The sequence below is a fragment of the Streptomyces adustus genome, assembly GCF_009377175.1.
GTDB classification, from domain to species: Bacteria; Actinomycetota; Actinomycetes; order Streptomycetales; family Streptomycetaceae; genus Streptomyces; species Streptomyces adustus.
Map to the genome: position 1 here is coordinate 54,009 of NZ_VJZD01000001.1, position 15,782 is coordinate 69,790.

Genomic DNA, 15,782 nt, shown 5'->3' on the forward strand with positions numbered 1-15,782 from the left:
TGGGCCCGTCCTTGCCGTCAGTCCACCGGCCAGGTGTGGACCGGGGCGTTGAGGTGCATGTAGTCGATGTACTGCCGTGTCATGCGCCGCAGCGCCTCGTGCCGGCCACAGTGCTCCGCTCTCTCGAAGCGGTGCAGCATCTCCTTCTGCCAGACCGCGCCGTTGCGCGCGGTGACGCACCGCTGCTCGATGATGCCGAGCAGCGGTTCCCGCCAGGCCGCGTCCATGCCCGAGCGCTCCAGGCCCTGGTGCGCCAGCGGCAGCAGCCTGCGCAGGGCGAGTTCATGGGCCGGTACCTCACCCGTTCCGGGCCAGTACAACCGCGCATCGATGCCCTGCCGTGCCGCGGCGTGCAGGTTGTCCTCGGCGGCGGAGAAGGACATCCGCGACCACACCGGCCGGTCCTCGTCCACCAGGGCGCGGGTGAGACCGTAGTAGAAGGCACCGTTGGCCAGGGTGTCGGCGACCGTCGGGCCCGCGGGCAGCACACGGTTCTCCACCCTCAGGTGCGGCCTGCCCCGGGAGACGGCGTAGACCGGACGGTTCCATCGGTAGATCGTGCCGTTGTGCAGGGTGAGTTCGGACAGTTCCGGGGTGTCCCCGCGCTCCAGCGTCCGCTTGGGGTCCTGGTCCTCGCACAACGGCAGCAGCGCCGGAAAGTAGCGGAGGTTCTCCTCGAAGAGATCGAAGACGCTGTTGATCCACCGCTCCCCGAACCAGACCCGGGGTCGTACTCCCTGAGCCTTGATCTCCACCGGACGGGTGTCCGTCGCCTGCTCGAAGAGCGGGATACGGGTCTCGTGCGCCAGCTCCTTGCCGAACAGGAAGGGCGAGTTGGCCGCCAGCGCCACCTGCACCCCGGCGATCGCCTGCGCCGCGTTCCAGTAGTCGGCGAACTCCTCCGGTGGCACCTGGAGATGGAACTGCGTGCTCGTGCACGCGGCTTCCGGCGTGATGGTCTCCGCGTAGGTCCGCAGCCGGTCGACACCGTCCAGTTCGATGAGCAGATCCTCGCCGCGCGCCGCGAAGACCTGCTCGTTGATCAGGTGGTACCGGGCGTTCTCCGACAGGGCCTTCGGTCCGACGTCCGCCTCCTGCAAGGTGGGCAGGATGCCGATCATGATCAGCTGGACACCGACCGTCCTGGCGCGCTCGTCCGCGTGGTTCAGCGCGGCACGGATCTCCTCCTCCCAGGCATCGGGGCCACCCGCGGTCAGCCGCCGGGGCGGAATGTTGATCTCCAGATTGAACCGGCCCAGCTCGGTGTCCCAGGCGGGATCCCCGATCGCGTCGAGCACATCGCTGTTGCGCATCGCCGGCTCGGCCTCCGTGTCGGTCAGGTTCAGCTCGATCTCCAGGCCCACCTGGGGCCACTCCGCGTCGAACCGTGACTCCCGCAACATCTGCGCGAAGACATCGAGACATTCCTGCATCTTGATCCGGTACCGGCGACGGTCCTCGCGGGTGAAGACCAGCGCCGGAACGTCGCGTCCCATCGGCCCTCCCGGTGGCCCCGCGGATGCCTTTCCTCACCAGCGTCGCACCACGGGGCAGGTCTGACCATGCGGGACACGGCCGCGCGCCGGGCCCGGGGACAGCCCCGGTGCCCACGTCGCCCGGTCAGGCGGCGACCACGGCGTTCAGCCCGTAGTCCAGTTCCTCGCCGTCGACCAGCACCGCCTCGACCGTACGAGTCTCGGGGTCGATGTCGGCCGTGATCCCCTCGCCCGTGTAGATGGGGTATCCAGAGGCGCCCGTCTTTCCCGTCGCCTCGACGAGCGCCGACCGCACGGCCGAGTCCTCCCCGCCGGCCCCACCTCCGTCCTCGACGTGCGCGGGGACCAGCAGGACGGTGTAGCGCTGCGGATGTGTAGTCATACTCCGGAATCTAATCGTCCGTCCCGCTCCACCCGGGAAGGACGCACGGCGGGGCCACGAAAGACGCGGTGGATCGGTGATCCCGGCCGGCCGGGTCAGCTGAAGGTGCGTCGGTAGCTCTGCGGGCTGACGCCGGTGGTGCGTTTGAAGCGGTCGCGGAAGGTGGTGGGTGAGCCGAAGCCGACCTGGCTGCCGATGCGTTCGACGGAGTGCCCCGTGGTTTCGAGGAGGTGCTGCGCCTGGCGGATCCGGGCTCGGTGGAGCCATTGGAGCGGGGTGGTGCCGGTCTGGTCGCGAAAGCGCCGGATCAGGGTGCGGGTGCTGGTCCCGGCTCGCTCGGCGATGTCGGCGAGGGTGAGGTCGCGGGCGAGGTTCTCCCGCAGCCAGGCGAGCAGCACGTCCAGCTCGGAGCCCTGCGGCGTGGGGGCGTGGTCGTAGACGATGAACTGCGCCTGTCCGCCCTCCCGTTCGAGGGGCATCACCGACAGGCGGGCGGCATCGGCGGCGACGGCCGAGCCGTAGTCCCGACGGATCATGTGCAGGCACAGGTCCAGGCCTGCGGCCGCGCCCGCCGAGGTGAGGAACTGGCCGTTGTCGACGTAGAGAACGTCAGGGTCGACCTCGATGCCCGGGTGGGTGGCGGCCAGCAGCTCGGCCGCGATCCAGTGGGTGGTGACCCGCAGCCCGTCGAGGAGCCCGGTGGCGGCCAGGGGGAAGGTGCCCGCGCAGATGGAGGCGATCCGCGTTCCGTCGGCCGCGGCCGATCGCAGCGCGTCGCACACGGCGGGAGACACCGGGGCGGTGGGATCGGCCACGCCCGGCACGATGACGGTGTCCGCGCCCCGGAGGCCTTCCAGACCCCAGGGGGCGCGCAGGGCGAAGGCTCCGGCGTCGATCTCGTCGCGCTCGGCGCACACCCGGACCTGGTACCCGGGCCGCCCGTCGGGCAGACGGGTTCGGGAGAAGACCTCGATCGGGGTGGCCAGGTCGAACGGGATCACCTGATCCAGCGCGAGTACGGCGACGGTGTGCATGGCCGGAACTTACCTCCTCATCGGCTCGACGGAACCGGACCGATCTCCGGTCGGTACCGCGTCACAGCAGGTCCGAGCACCCCGAACCACGCTTGGCATTATCCCGTTGAACCCTGTCACTACTGCCACTGGGCGTTCAAGGCGGCAGCCTGTTGACTTTGGAGTGCCCGATGGAGACCTCCCGAAGGAACGTCCATGCACATCCAGGTTGTCCTGTTCGACGGCTTCGACCCGCTCGATGTCATCGCCCCCTACGAGGTGCTGTACGCCGGTGGCTCGGCGTCGGACGGCGCGGTGACCGTCGAGCTGGTCTCCGCGGAAGGTCCGCGTGAGGTGACCAGCGGCACCGGAGGCCTGACGCTGCGCGCCACCGGAGCCCTCGACCTGAGGCGCGCGGACATGTTGCTGGTGCCCGGCGCCTCCGGCCGCGTGGGCGAACCAGGTGAGGTCCCGGACGAGGAGGTGGGGGCCGGCGAACGGCGGCAGGACGAGTTCATCCCGGTGCTGCTGGGCCGCACGCTGACCACCGAGCTCCCCGCGCTGCTGAAGCAGGCGATGGACGACCCGGACGTCACGGTCGCCACCGTCTGCGGCGGCTCGCTCGTCCTGGCCATGGCAGGCCTGCTGGAGGGGCGGCATGCCACCACCCATCACCTGGGCCTGGACATGCTGGACGCCACCGGCGCCCACGCGGTGCGCGCCCGCGTCGTGGACGACGGCGACCTGATCACCGGCGCCGGCGTCACCTCCGGACTCGATCTCGCCCTGTACCTGCTGGAACGCGAGGTGGGCCCCCGCGTCGCGCACGCCGTCGAGGAGCTCTTCGCCCACGAGCGGCGCGGCACCGTCTGGCGCGCCCAGGGCCCGACGCCGACCCCGCTCTGAACTGTCGGCCCACGCCGGTCAGCCGCTCACCATCCATTCCCCTCGCGCAGTCAGGAAGATCACCGAAATGCCCGTCGAAGGCACCTGGAACCTGTCCGTCTCCACCCCCATCGGCAGGATCGGGGCCGTGGTCGAACTCCATGAACAGGACGGCCTCCTGACCGGCGTCGCCCGCGGCGCCGAAGAGGAAGTACCCCTCGGCGACATCACCCTCGACGGCGACCGGCTCACCTGGAAGCAGGCCGTCACCAAGCCCCTGCGCCTGAACCTGACGTTCGACGTGACGGTCGACGGCGACACCCTCCAGGGCACCTCCAGAGCGGGCCGCCTCCCGCCCTCGAAGGTCACCGGCGAGCGCCGATCCGAACCGATTCGACGGACGTGATCGAATAGGGGATGGCTTCGTTCTGGACTGGCAAGCGGGTACGTCTGCGCGGTATCGAGCCCGAGGACTGGGCGGCGTTCATGGGCCTCGCCGTCGACGAGGAGCGGTTGGGAGACCTGCTGCATCCCCCTGGGTCCGCCGAGTCGTTCCGCGCCTGGGCGAAGGAGCAGGCCGCCGCGAAGTCCGAGGGCGACTGCTTCAGGTTGGCCATCCAAGCCCTGGACACGGGGAAGATCGTCGGAGCTGTCGGCTCGCACCACGCGGATCCGCGTGCAGGGCGGTTCGAATACGGCATCACGATGGCTGCCGGGCACCGACGCAAGGGCTACGCAGCAGAAGCCGCGGTGATACTGCTGCGCTTCATGTTCGCCGAGCGGCGGTACCACAAGTGCGAAGCACGAATCTTCGGGCACAACGAGGCATCACTGGCACTGCATCGCCGTCTCGGCTTCGTCGAGGAGGGGCGCCTGCGCGATCACGTTTTCTTCGCCGGTCGACATCATGATCTGGTCGTGATGGGCATACTCGCCCACGAGTTCGCACAACAGCACCCCGCGAGCGAACCCGACTGAACACCGGTCCTGCGCAGCCGAGCGAGTGCGGTTGCGGAACCTTCCACCGCCTGGTCGTCACGGGGAAAAACGCCGGCCAGGTCTGGTTCGACGACCCCGACTGGGGCGGCCTGGGGACCGCCGCGAGCGGCATCAGGTTCCGGCGGAGGAGCCCCGGGGGGACTGCGCGTTCATGGCCTGATGGTGGGCGGCGAGACGGGCGGCAGGCAGTTCGGAGTCGTAGACGGCCACCTTGCCGATCGCGCCCTCGAAGTACGAACGGTCGTCGACGCCACCGATCCGCATCGGGGCGTCGGTGTTGGCGGGGGTGATGTCGTACTCCGCGAGGGCATCCTGGTCGCGGAGCACCCCGTTCCTGTAGATCTTGACGTACCCGGTCGGGTAGGCGGGACTCTTGTCGCGGGTGTTGATCACCAGCGCGAAATGGATCCACTCGCCGGAACCGACCTCGTCCTCGAAGTACGATCCGGCGCCGAATCCGCCGTCCGCGTTGAAGACGTATCCGCTGATGCGGTTGGCCCGGAGTTCGGTGTTGTCCCGCGAGTACATGCGGGCCAGCCACTCGTTCTGACCGTTCGGACTGGAGGACTTGCCGAGCCAGTTGACGTAGCCGGTGCTCGCGGTCTTGGCGAAGGTCAGCGTGTCGGGCCGTAGCCACGCCTCCACGGTCAGCTCACCGGTCGTGGTGACGGAGAGCCGGTCGTCGTCGGGGACCTCCACGTACTGGGAGGCTCCGTCGAACAGAAAGGCGGGGTCCCCATTGGGCATGGAGGTGGTGCCCGGTCCGTGGTGCCGGGTGGCCTTGAGCGCGGCCGTGGACTGCTTCGTCGCGTACCCGCCGCCGCGCAGGTAAAGAGCCGGGGTGTCGGACAACACCTCCGTGTCGTAGGCCGCGGGCCGGTCGCCGGAGGGGGGTGGGCTGCCGCAGGCCGTCAGCGTCGCAGCGCCGCCTCCGATGACCGCGGCCAGGAAACAGGCCGTACGCCTTGTTCGCGTCATCGCCGGGATGTCCCTCGCTCGGCGGGAGACTGCCGCGACGATTCGTCCGGCACGGAGGAAGGGCGGCAAGAGGTTGCCGCGTTGCCACAAGTCATAGGATTGCCCGCTTGTTCCGCACTCACAGCCGGCCCGCACAACAGGCGCGGCACTCTACGGCGGTGGAGACCACACGCCCGATCCGGCGCCCCGGTCGCTTCACCCGGACAGCACCCGGCTCGCGGAGCAGCAGCTCCGTGACCTCATCCAATGTCCCACACGACGACCGACGACCAGGGGGCGAAAGGGTGTGGCATTTCCGACATACAGCCCACGCCCTTGCGCCCCACGTCACAGACCGGGCGCAGGATGCGGCATGGGCCCTCGTGCACGGTTGATCCGGCGCGAGGAGCCGACACCTGCTAGGCCCTCCTCGCACGGCCCCTCCTCGCACGGCCCCTCCTCGCACGGCCCCTCCCTCGCGTCGGTCACCCGGGCCAGGTGCCGGTCAGCCGGCGGGTGGCGGTCGCGCCGCCCCGTTCGACGGCCGCCTTCACGCCCCCGAAGACGGCGCCCTGCAACACGGCCGCGGCAAGGATCTCGGCCCAGGCCCGTTCCTCGTCGGTGGCATCGGGGGCGTCTCCGTCCCGCTGCTCGCGCAGTTCCTCCGGAGTTCGCGTGGTGGGCCCTTCATGAAGGGGTCGGCTCATCGGCGCACCCTCTCCCTGATCCCGGCGACATCGGCCTTCACGTCCTCGATCGTCTGTACCGGCGCGGGCGGGGCGGCCCGGTCGAACTGCCGCTTGCCCCGCAGTGTCAGCACCGCCGCGACCGTAGCGCCTGCCCTTCTGCCGCATCTCCGCCTGCGCGAGGCGCAGTTCGCCCCGTACGAGTTCCGTCAGCTGCTGCGAGGCACGCCGCACGAGTTCGCCCACCGGCTCGGCCCCGGTCGGCCGGGGGACACCGCACCCGTGCTCCGGTTCGGTGCCGTACGTCATGGCTGTCACCTCCTGTCCCTGTCGCTCCGCATCCGACTGCGCCGGAGCGGTATCCAGTGGGCGCACGGGTACTCCGAACCCGGCCGGGGAATAGCCTGGAGTCTCCAGCGACTGGAGACGGCAGAGTGCGGGACATGGACGCGACGACCCTCTATGCGATCGGGGAGCTTTCCCGCCGGACCGGCTTGTCCGTGCGGACGATCCGGTTCTACTCCGATTCGGGGGTAGTGGCGCCGACCACCCGAAGTCCCGCCGGCCATCGACTCTACGGCCTCGACGCACTGATTCGCCTGGAACTCGTGCGCACTCTGCGCGAGTTGGGGGTGGACCTGCCCACGATTCGACGGGTACTGGACCGTGAGCTCTCGATGGCGGAGGTCGCCGCGGCGCACGCCGACGCCGTGGACGTCCGGATCCGGACGCTGCTGCTTCGCCGGAGCGTGCTGCGCGTCGTGGCCGGACGGGGATCCAGTCCCGAGGAGACCAAACTCATGCACGAACTCACCCAGTTGTCCGCCGAAGAGCGCCGCCGTCTGATCGACGATTTCATCGAGGGCACCTTCGGCACCGTGGATGCCGACCCGGCCGCGGTGGCCATGGTGCGTGCCGCCACTCCCGACCTCCCCGCCGATCCGACGGACGAGCAGGTCGCCGCGTGGGTGGAGCTCGCCGGGCTGGTCGGCGACGAGGATTTCCGTGCCCGGATGCGCCGGACGGCCCCGCACCGGGCCGCGGGGCGCCCGCTCGACATCGAGAGCGCGGCCGGCGAGGAACTGATGACGTTCACCCGTCAGAAGGTCGCCGAGGCCATGGAGTCGGGCCTGGACCCACGCGGCGACAGGGCCGCCCTTGTCGTCGACGACCTCGTGCACCGTTTCGCCGAGGTGTTCGCGCGCACCCCCGACACGGGATTCCGGGCATGGATGGCGCAGGAGTTCGAGGTGGCGCACGATCCCCGGGTGGACCGCTACTGGCGCCTGGTGTGGATCGTCAACGGCTGGCAGGTGGTTCCGAGCCTGCTCCCGATCTATCCCTGGCTCACCCAGGGCCTGCACAGAGCGGCCGCGCTCTGATCCCGACCTCTTCCCGGAACCACTCGAACTTCCTTGCAGGGAAGGCGACTTCGAGTACCCGCCGGGTCGTCATGAATGACCGTGAACCCCACGAACCTCCCGTACCGGCCGGTAAGTCATTCAAGCCGATATAAGCTCCGGCTGCACTTGTTCACTTCACACGGGGGATCCCCTTGCGCACGCGTCTTGCCGCTTCCGCGGTCACCATCGCCCTCGCGGGCGTCTTCTTCAGCGCACCGGCCGCATCGGCGGCGACGGCACTGCCGTCCACCAACACCGCCCACCGCTGCGTCCACCACACCACCGGGCAGTGCGGCTGGACACATCACCAGAAGCCGAAGGACAAGTACGAGACGGCGAAGTGCAAGGACGCCTCCGTCTCGTACTCCCGGCACTCGCAGGGCACCTGCTCGCACCACAGCGGCGTCCGGTACTGGTTCAAGTAGACCCACCGCCGAGCGGATGCGCCGCCTCCCACCCGGGAAGGCGGCGCATCCGCTCACCGCGGCGATCGAGACGGCCGTGGGCAAGGTCGTTCCACCTGGACGCCACACCCTGAGACAAGGGAGCGGCTCGCGACCTCGCAGGGCAGGATCATGTCGGCGGGTGCCCCGGACCGGGTGCCCGGCCCTGTCCCGACCGCGAGATTCCCTGGGAGGAACGACATGCCGTTCCGTTGCGCCGTACTAGACGACTTCCAGAACGTGGCGACCTCGTACGCCGACTGGACGGTGCTGGGCGACCGCGTGGAAGTCGTCTCCTTCCCGAAGCACTTCACCGGCGAGGACGAACTCGCCGCGGCCCTCGCCGACTTCGACTGCGCGGTCACCCTGCGCGAACGGGTGCCGTTTCCGGCCACTTTGCTCGACCGCCTGCCCCGTCTGAGACTGCTGATCGCCTCCGGCATGCGCAACTCGGTGATCGACTACGGGGCGGCGAAGGCCAACGGCGTCACCGTGTGCGGCACCGAGAGCTCCTCCGCCCCGCCGCTCGAACTCACCTGGGCCCTGCTCCTCGGGCTCGCCCGCGGCATCGTCCAGGAGAACAACGCCCTGCGCGAGGGCGGCCCCTGGCAGTCCACCGTCGGAGCCGACCTGGCCGACCGCACCCTGGGACTGCTCGGCCTGGGAAAGATCGGCAGCCGGGTGGCCCAAGTGGGGCTCGCCTTCGGCATGGACGTCACCGCCTGGAGTCAACACCTCACCGCGGAGCGCGCCGAAGAAGTCGGCGTCCGTCTCGCCCCCTCCAAGGAGGAACTGCTCGCGAGCAGCGACTTCGTGTCCGTGCACCTCGCGCTGAGCGACCGCACCCGCGGTCTGCTCGGGGCCGCCGAACTCGCCCTGCTCCGGCCGACCGCCTATCTGGTCAACACCTCTCGGGCCGCGATCGTCGACCAGGACGCACTGCTCGACGCGCTGCGCGAGGGCCGTATCGCCGGCGCGGGTGTCGATGTCTTCGACGTCGAACCGCTGCCCGCCGACCACCCGATGCGCACCGCGCCGCGCCTGCTCGCCACCCCGCATCTGGGCTACGTGTCCCGCGCCAACTACGAGCGCTACTACGGCCAGGCCGTGGAGAACATCCGGGCCTACCTCGACGACGCCCCGGTCCGGGTCCTCGGCTGACGTGCCGACGCGGGGTTCCGGCGGGCCGCCTGCCCGCCGGAACCCCGCGACGCGGTCTCACGCGGCAGGGCTGTCGGCCTCCATGGTCATGCGGGCCACATGGAGTGCCAGGTAGGAGACCTCGTCCTCGCTCAGCCGACGCCCCAGACGCAGCTCGACGATCGTCGCCAACTGCTCCGCGGTGCGCGTCGCATCCGGGTAGTACTCGCGGATGCCCTTGCCGATCGTGGACTCCTGGCCCGTCAGCTGCTGACGCTGCTGGATCCGTACGAAGAGGTAGCGCACGTGGGTGACGAACCGCGCCACGTTCATCGACTCGTGGGAGACGTCCAGCCCGTACCGCTCCCGTAGGACGGCGAGCATCTGCTGGATGACCCCGGTCATCGTGTACGTGAACGACAGGTCTCCCGAGACGAATCCCGCGTTGACCAGGTGCAACGCGAGCGCGACCGCCTCGGAGGCGCCCAGTTTCGGCTCCACGCGCTCGTTGATGGCCCGCAGCAGGCGCTGTGCCTGGGCGTACTCGGTGGCGTACAGGGTCTGGACCTCGGCACGCAGTGGGTAGTCGATGGCGGTGCCTTGCCTGGCCCGTTCCAGCGCGCCGGCGACGTGGTCGGCGACGGCGATGGCGAGGGTGGGGCGAGTGGACTCGCGCCCCTCGATGCCGACTTCGCTCAGGGCGCTCACGACGGCCTCGAGGACCTCCTCGCTGATGAGGGCGAGGGCCTCGCCGAGCCGGTCGGGGTCGTGGTGGTGGTCGTGTTCGGGACTGTCGGTGGGGACGAAGACGCGCTCGATCAGCGCGGAGTCGACGGGCTTGCCCTGCTGGGAGCTGAAGCCGATGCCACGCCCGGTGAGGATGACCGGCTGGCCCCTGTCGTCGCTCGCGAGGACCACGTTGTTGTTGAGGACACGCAGAGCCTTCACCGCAGGCCCTCCCTTCTGTCCGACTCCATCCTCCCCCGAACCGACAAGGCGCGCGCACGCCTCCCGTGAGGGGGCATGCGCGCGCCGCGTCGCTGGCGGGTGATCACCGCCGCACGGTCACCACCCGGGCGCCGGCGGTGACGTCCTGCCCGGTGTGCGGCACGACCGAGGCCATGTCCGCGGTGTTCAGGACGGTCATGAGGACGACCGTCGGGTGCCCCGCGGCGTGCACGGCGCCGAGGTCGACCTCGGCGAGAAGGTCACCGGCCGAGACCTGCTGGCCGGGCTCGACGCGGACGTCGAAGCCTTCGCCCTTCATCTTGACCGTGTCGATGCCGATGTGGACGAGCACCTCGACACCGTCCGCGGTGCGGATTCCGAACGCGTGACCCGTGTTGGCGACGGTGATCAGCTCACCGTCGACCGGGGCGACGACGTGGCCGTGGGCCGGTTCGATGCCCACGCCCTCGCCGAGCGCGCGGGAGGCGAAGACCGGGTCCTCGACCCCGCCGAGCCCGATCACATGCCCCGAGACCGGCGCCGCGAGCTCGAGGCTCGCTCCGGCGGCATCCGGAGCAACCGGGCCGGCGGAGGCACCCACGGTGGCGAGCTGACGCTCGGCGGCCGCCGCGGGGGCGCCGACGGTGACGAGCTCGCGCTCCTCGGCCGGTGCGGCAGGGGCCGGAACCTCACCGCGAGCGGCGGCCTCGGCGGCGTCACGCTCGGCGTTGGCCTCGACGCGCTCTTCCTTGGTGCGGTAGTCGGAGAAGTACACGAGGGCCATCGAGGTGAAGAAGGCCACCGAGATCGCGATGATGTACTTGATCATCGGGTCGAAGACCGGGATGGTCAGCAGGGAGGTGAAGGCGAAGGCGTTGGTGTTCACGCCACCCAGCAGACCGATGATCACACCGCCCACGAGGCAGCCGACCAGCATGCGCGGGTAGATCCTCTTGAAGCGCAGGTGGATGCCGTACAGCGAGGGCTCGGAGATACCGCCGAGCAGACCCGCGGCCAGGGCGCCGGTGGCGGTCTGACGCATGTCCTTCTCACGGTGACGGATCGAGAGCAGCAGGACACCGGCGGTGGCGCCGAAGCAGGCGAAGTTCCACGTGCCCATGGGGCCCTGGATGAAGTCGTACCCGAGGGTGTTGATGTTGACGAGCATCAGCGCGTTCAGCGGCCAGTGCAGACCCAGCGGCACCAGGAAGGGGTACAGCATCGGGATGACGATGGCGAAGACGATCGGGGCGTGGCCGTTCAGCCAGGACAGACCGGTGCCGAGACCGTTGCCGGCCCAGACGCCCATGGGGCCGATGAGGAAGGCGGTCAGCGGGATCATGATCAGCATGCTGAAGAACGGCACGAAGACCATCTGGACGTTCTCGGGGAAGATCCGCTTCAGACCCTTGTAGACCAGGGCGAGCAGGGCGACCATCAGCAGCGGCACGAACACCTGGCCGCCGTAGTCGTTGAGCTGCATCGGCAGCCCGAAGACGTGCGCCACGGACTCCGAGGTGCCGAGCGTCGCGTTGGTGGTGGTGACGACGCCGGGGGTCTTGGAGCCGATCATGCCGGTGAAGTTCGGGGTCATCACCGCGGCCATCACGGTGGCGCCGACCCATGGGTCGATCTTCAACTTCTTTGCCGCGTTGTAGGCGACCATGATCGGCAGGAAGTACAGCACCGAGCGCCACATCGCGTCGACGAAGACCCAGCTGGCGGACTTGTCCGCGGCGCGGAAGTCGACCAGGCCGAAGGCGTCCAGCATGGAGGCGATCGCGATGATCAGCGAGGCGCCGAGCAGCACGCCCAGGAGCGGACGGAACGAGTCCGAGAGGTACTCGAAGAAGCTGTCGAGCCAGGCGTAGCGGCCGCGGCCCTTGGCACGGATCTCGGCCTTGACGTCCGCGTCGGACTGCGGACGGGGGGCGGCGCCGCTCTTCATCGACGGCAGGTTCATGATGTCGGTGTAGACGCCGGCCACGGCACCGCCGATCACGATCTGGAAGCGGTCGCCGGACTGCGGCACAGTGCCCATGACCCCGTCGAGGGCGTCGAGCGCGGCCTGGTCGACCTTCTTCCCGTCGTGGAGCTGGAAGCGAAGTCGCGTCGCGCAGTGCGTGAGGCTCTCGATGTTCTCGGGGCCGCCGACGCCGCGGAGGATCGACTCCGCCAGCGCAACGGGTGTGCGTGTGCTCATGGGTGCGTCCTAACATCCCTGGTTCTTGTGATCCTGCATCGGACTTCGATCTCTCACGCCCGGACCGTGGCAGCAAAAAAGGCCTGGGTAGCGCACGCGGCGCCACCCAGGCCTTGCCTCCCGTCGGACCGGCCCGCCGCCATCACCTCGCATGAGGTGACGACGATGGCGTCCATAGGGAGTAACAATCCTGCGATCGAGGTCGATCGATAACGACTATAGCAGGAACCCGGCGCCATAGGAATAAACTCTTGCGGAACGGGGTAAAGGGTCGATCTCCGGATGGATCGGACCATCGGTGACGACGGGGACCTCTCCACGATGTCGATCCTGGATTCGCTCGCCGATCCGGTGTCGAGGACGGCAGGCCGCCCGGAGCGCGGCGCGCCTTCGGTGCCTGCTCCTGAAGCCGACACGCAGAGACATGGCCGACGGGGGCCGAAGCCATGAAGGCTCCCGGCCCGTCGGCCAAGTGGTTGCGTTGGGGGCTTCAGAACCTCGACGAGGTATCGAGCGGACCCCAGTTTCGCACGGCACCGGACGGCGTGACTACCACCCGCCATCCCGCCCGCTCGTACAGGGCCCGCCCCTCCGGCGTCACGACGGGCACGCCTGCCGCGGCGCCCCGTCCGGCCGCGATGCCGACGAGCGTGCGCACCACCAGGCGCCCGGGACCGCGGCGCCGACGAGCGGGGTCCGGATCAGCAGGAAGCCGGTCGAACTCCGCCGACGGCAGCGGCATCCGCTTCTGGCCGATGCGCCGGATTCCCCTGACGACCATCGGTGTCAGTGGTGCCACATAGGCTCCTCATGCCCGTCAGGCGCGATCGGACTGCCGACTTGCGCCCCGTGGGTGCTGGAGAGTACCTACCCATGACGCCCGACGAGCGCACACGCGTCCGTCGCGGCCCGGACCGCGGCATGTGGACCGGCTGCGCCTGCGCGGAGGGCGGTGTCGCCCCTGGAACGACCCCGTCAAGGCGAGGATCATGGTCCCGTGATGAAGTGGACGAAGGAGACGCCTCCGGTCCGACGGTCCGAGCATGAGCCGGAACTCTCGGCCTACCAGCGGGCGATGCGCAACCGGCTTCTCGCGGCCCCGGTGGTACCCGCGCCCGAACCGTGGCGGCCCGTCTTCGCGTACGAGTACGGCGTCCCTGTCGGCGGACTGCTCGGAATCGGCTTCGCCACGGACCCCGGCACCGGCCACGATCTGGTGATGGTCGTCTCCCACGACGGGCACGGTCTCTTCGACACCGTCACCGGCGAGAAGATCGCCAGGGACCGCGACCCTGCTCCCGAGGACAGCACGCCCGACGCGGTCGCCGATCTGTCCTGCCCCGGGCTGGGACCGATCGCCGGAAGCCGTGTACGCATCGCCGGGCTCTTCGGCGGCGGGCTGCACACCACCACCGAGGACGGCTGGACCCTGGAAGTCGTCACCCCGGCCTGGCCGAACGAGCGGATCCTGCTGTCGATCGACGGCGGGCTCCCGCATTCGGGTCCGCACGGAGAGCAGTGGTGGCACATCTTCCACTCGAACCACTCCACATTCCGCGCAGCCGGCTTCTCCCCCTCCGGCCGGACGATCGCCGTGGCGACGAGCAGTGACCTCTCCCTGTGGACCCGCGGTACGGACGACCGTCACACCGACGGCTGAGACATGCCCGGATTCGGGTGGCAGAGCAGAAGGAGACGGAGTTGAGCGTCACAGGCGTGTGGATCGTCGGCGTGCTGTCCGAACAGGGGATACGGAATGCGCTGAACGCTCCGGTGCAGAACTCGACGTCGGCACCGGTGCACTGCGACGTGCCCGGGGAACTGGCCTGGTGGCGAAGCAAGGCGCAGGCGTCCCTGTTCACTCCGTCGACGAGATCTCCCGGGGCATGGAGCGCCGACGAGGACGCCCTCCGGCTGCGCGCGTTCTTCGCCGCCTGTCGCGACGACTCCGACCACGCGGAGGAGTTGCGTGACACGGTCATGGCCCAGTTTCCCCCCGATTTCGAGCAGGGCTTGTTCGTGGCCACGGCGCGCAAGGCCGACCCGTTCTCCGCCTTGGCCTACGCGCTGGGCCCCGATGCGACACTGCGGCTGCCGGGCCGCGTCGGGGACTTCCTTCTCGATGCCGAACAGGTCCGCGCTCAGCTACCCGCGGCCGAGGAGACCCTCGCCCTGACCGGAACCCCACGTCGTGACGTGATCGAACGAATCCACGCGTGGATGACCGGCCTGGGTGACGATCCCGCCCACGACGCGGACGAACTTCTCGACGGCCCGCTCCGCGTTCTGCGCCATGCCGCCCGCACGGGCCAGGGAGCAGCCGGCCAGGTCCGCTGGTACTGAGAGACCTGTGCACGCGCTCTCCCCTCTCGCGCATACCGAGACCCGAGGTCGGCGTGACCTGTTCAGTCGTCGGTCTCGGACGTCTTTCGGGGTACCGGCCTCGGCGGGCCCGCGGGCGGCCGGGACGCCTATGTGAACTACGTCGTGCCCGGCGTCGTCCTGATGACCGTGGCGACCGCGGCCCAGGGCACGGCGATCTCGGTAGCCATCGATATGACCGAGGGCATCGTCGCCCGGTTCCGCACCATGGCCATCGCCCGGGTCTCGGTGCTCACCGGTCATGTGCTGGGCAGCCTGATCCAGACCCTGCTGAGTATCGCCGCCGTCGTCGGGGTCGCGCTGCTGGTGGGATTCGAGCCGGCCGCGGGCTTCGGCGAGTGGCTCGGCGCGATCGGCGTGCTCCTCTTGATCATCCTCGCGCTCACCTGGCTGTCGGTCGCACTGGCCATGGCGGCCAGGAGTGTCGCCACCGCGAGCAACTTGCTGACGCCGCTGATGGTCCTGCCCATGATGGGCAGCGGGTTCGTCCCCACCGACTCGATGCCGGGAGGGCTGAAATGGTTCGCCGAGTACCAGCCGTTCACTCCGTTCATCGAAACCCTGCGTGGGCTGCTGATGGGCACCCCGATCGGCAACCACGCCATCCTGACGATCGGTTGGTGCGCCCTGATCGCTTCGGGCGGCTATCCATGGGCCAAGAAGCTCTACAACCGCGAGCCCACCAAGTGAGCGGGCCGCGTTGTCGCGTGATCGTCTTTGAAGTCCCCGGCACGGCCCGTCCGGCCCGACCGGCGCACCCCTCGCCCCGGGAATAGCACCGTCCAGGCGCACGTTGCGGACGTCCGAGCGAGCAAAACGATCACGGTGACCGACGGCTGCGGTCC

The 15,782-nt window shown here is 69.4% G+C and carries 16 protein-coding genes and 2 pseudogenes; 9 read left to right on the forward strand and 9 right to left on the reverse strand.

Annotated features, from left to right (window positions below):
• Positions 1-17: 17 nt before the first annotated feature.
• The 3 genes from FNH09_RS00230 to FNH09_RS00240 form a co-directional block, all read right to left on the reverse strand.
• Positions 18-1,496 carry a glutamate-cysteine ligase family protein gene (locus tag FNH09_RS00230; RefSeq protein ID WP_152883778.1) on the reverse strand — a complete coding sequence of 493 codons (1,479 nt, stop codon included), beginning with the start codon at positions 1,494-1,496 and terminating at the stop codon, positions 18-20.
• A 124-nt stretch (positions 1,497-1,620) separates the two neighbouring features.
• Positions 1,621-1,878, reverse strand: coding sequence for a hypothetical protein (locus FNH09_RS00235; RefSeq protein WP_152883780.1), 258 nt, complete (start codon positions 1,876-1,878; stop codon positions 1,621-1,623).
• A 95-nt stretch (positions 1,879-1,973) separates the two neighbouring features.
• Entirely contained in the window at positions 1,974-2,912 is a 939-nt protein-coding gene (locus FNH09_RS00240) for a GlxA family transcriptional regulator (protein ID WP_152883782.1), read from the reverse strand.
• A 195-nt stretch (positions 2,913-3,107) separates the two neighbouring features.
• Between FNH09_RS00240 and FNH09_RS47485 the strand changes: the two genes are divergently transcribed.
• The 3 genes from FNH09_RS47485 (at position 3,108) to FNH09_RS00250 (ending at position 4,754) form a co-directional block, all read left to right on the forward strand.
• Positions 3,108-3,797, forward strand: coding sequence for a DJ-1/PfpI family protein (locus FNH09_RS47485; protein WP_202919551.1), 690 nt, complete (start codon positions 3,108-3,110; stop codon positions 3,795-3,797).
• Between the two features lie 67 nt (positions 3,798-3,864).
• Positions 3,865-4,182: a hypothetical protein gene (locus FNH09_RS47490; protein ID WP_202919552.1), complete on the forward strand. Its 318-nt coding sequence runs from the start codon at positions 3,865-3,867 to the stop codon at positions 4,180-4,182.
• Positions 4,183-4,193: 11 nt separating this feature from the next.
• Positions 4,194-4,754 carry a GNAT family N-acetyltransferase gene (locus FNH09_RS00250; RefSeq protein ID WP_152883785.1) on the forward strand — a complete coding sequence of 187 codons (561 nt, stop codon included), beginning with the start codon at positions 4,194-4,196 and terminating at the stop codon, positions 4,752-4,754.
• A gap of 132 nt (positions 4,755-4,886) precedes the next feature.
• On the opposite strand, the gene FNH09_RS00260 is transcribed toward FNH09_RS00250, so the two are convergent.
• From FNH09_RS00260 to FNH09_RS00270, 3 genes and pseudogenes are all read right to left on the reverse strand, one after another.
• Entirely contained in the window at positions 4,887-5,753 is an 867-nt protein-coding gene (locus FNH09_RS00260; protein ID WP_152883788.1) for a LamG domain-containing protein, read from the reverse strand.
• A 464-nt stretch (positions 5,754-6,217) separates the two neighbouring features.
• Positions 6,218-6,439, reverse strand: coding sequence for a DUF4235 domain-containing protein (locus tag FNH09_RS00265; protein WP_152883790.1), 222 nt, complete (start codon positions 6,437-6,439; stop codon positions 6,218-6,220).
• A pseudogene (locus FNH09_RS00270) lies at positions 6,436-6,664 on the reverse strand (phage holin family protein). Before FNH09_RS00270 ends, FNH09_RS00265 begins: the two are co-directional and overlap by 4 nt.
• A gap of 197 nt (positions 6,665-6,861) precedes the next feature.
• Here FNH09_RS00270 and FNH09_RS00275 point away from each other — a divergent pair.
• The 3 genes from FNH09_RS00275 (at position 6,862) to FNH09_RS00285 (ending at position 9,425) form a co-directional block, all read left to right on the forward strand.
• Positions 6,862-7,800 (forward strand): helix-turn-helix domain-containing protein, encoded by a 939-nt coding sequence (locus FNH09_RS00275; protein ID WP_152883792.1) that lies wholly within the window; start codon positions 6,862-6,864, stop codon positions 7,798-7,800.
• Between the two features lie 173 nt (positions 7,801-7,973).
• Positions 7,974-8,246, forward strand: a complete 273-nt coding sequence (locus tag FNH09_RS00280) for a DUF3761 domain-containing protein (protein WP_152883794.1) — start codon at positions 7,974-7,976, stop codon at positions 8,244-8,246.
• 219 nt (positions 8,247-8,465) lie between these two features.
• Positions 8,466-9,425, forward strand: coding sequence for a D-2-hydroxyacid dehydrogenase family protein (locus FNH09_RS00285; RefSeq protein WP_152883796.1), 960 nt, complete (start codon positions 8,466-8,468; stop codon positions 9,423-9,425).
• A 57-nt stretch (positions 9,426-9,482) separates the two neighbouring features.
• Here the strand turns inward: FNH09_RS00285 and FNH09_RS00290 are convergent, their stop codons facing one another.
• From FNH09_RS00290 to FNH09_RS00300, 3 genes are all read right to left on the reverse strand, one after another.
• Positions 9,483-10,352, reverse strand: coding sequence for a PRD domain-containing protein (locus FNH09_RS00290; protein WP_162467905.1), 870 nt, complete (start codon positions 10,350-10,352; stop codon positions 9,483-9,485).
• Positions 10,353-10,455: 103 nt separating this feature from the next.
• Entirely contained in the window at positions 10,456-12,555 is a 2,100-nt protein-coding gene (locus FNH09_RS00295) for a glucose PTS transporter subunit IIA (RefSeq protein ID WP_152883798.1), read from the reverse strand.
• A 490-nt stretch (positions 12,556-13,045) separates the two neighbouring features.
• Complete coding sequence (locus FNH09_RS00300) at positions 13,046-13,354, reverse strand: hypothetical protein (protein WP_152883800.1); 309 nt, start codon at positions 13,352-13,354, stop codon at positions 13,046-13,048.
• 201 nt (positions 13,355-13,555) lie between these two features.
• Between FNH09_RS00300 and FNH09_RS00305 the strand changes: the two genes are divergently transcribed.
• From FNH09_RS00305 to FNH09_RS00315, 3 genes and pseudogenes are all read left to right on the forward strand, one after another.
• Complete coding sequence (locus tag FNH09_RS00305; RefSeq protein WP_152883802.1) at positions 13,556-14,215, forward strand: hypothetical protein; 660 nt, start codon at positions 13,556-13,558, stop codon at positions 14,213-14,215.
• A gap of 41 nt (positions 14,216-14,256) precedes the next feature.
• A complete protein-coding gene (locus tag FNH09_RS00310) occupies positions 14,257-14,898 on the forward strand; it encodes a hypothetical protein (protein WP_152883805.1) in 642 nt (213 codons plus the stop codon).
• A 96-nt stretch (positions 14,899-14,994) separates the two neighbouring features.
• Positions 14,995-15,627: pseudogene (locus FNH09_RS00315) on the forward strand (ABC transporter permease); the annotation flags it as partial.
• Between the last annotated feature and the right edge of the window lie 155 nt (positions 15,628-15,782).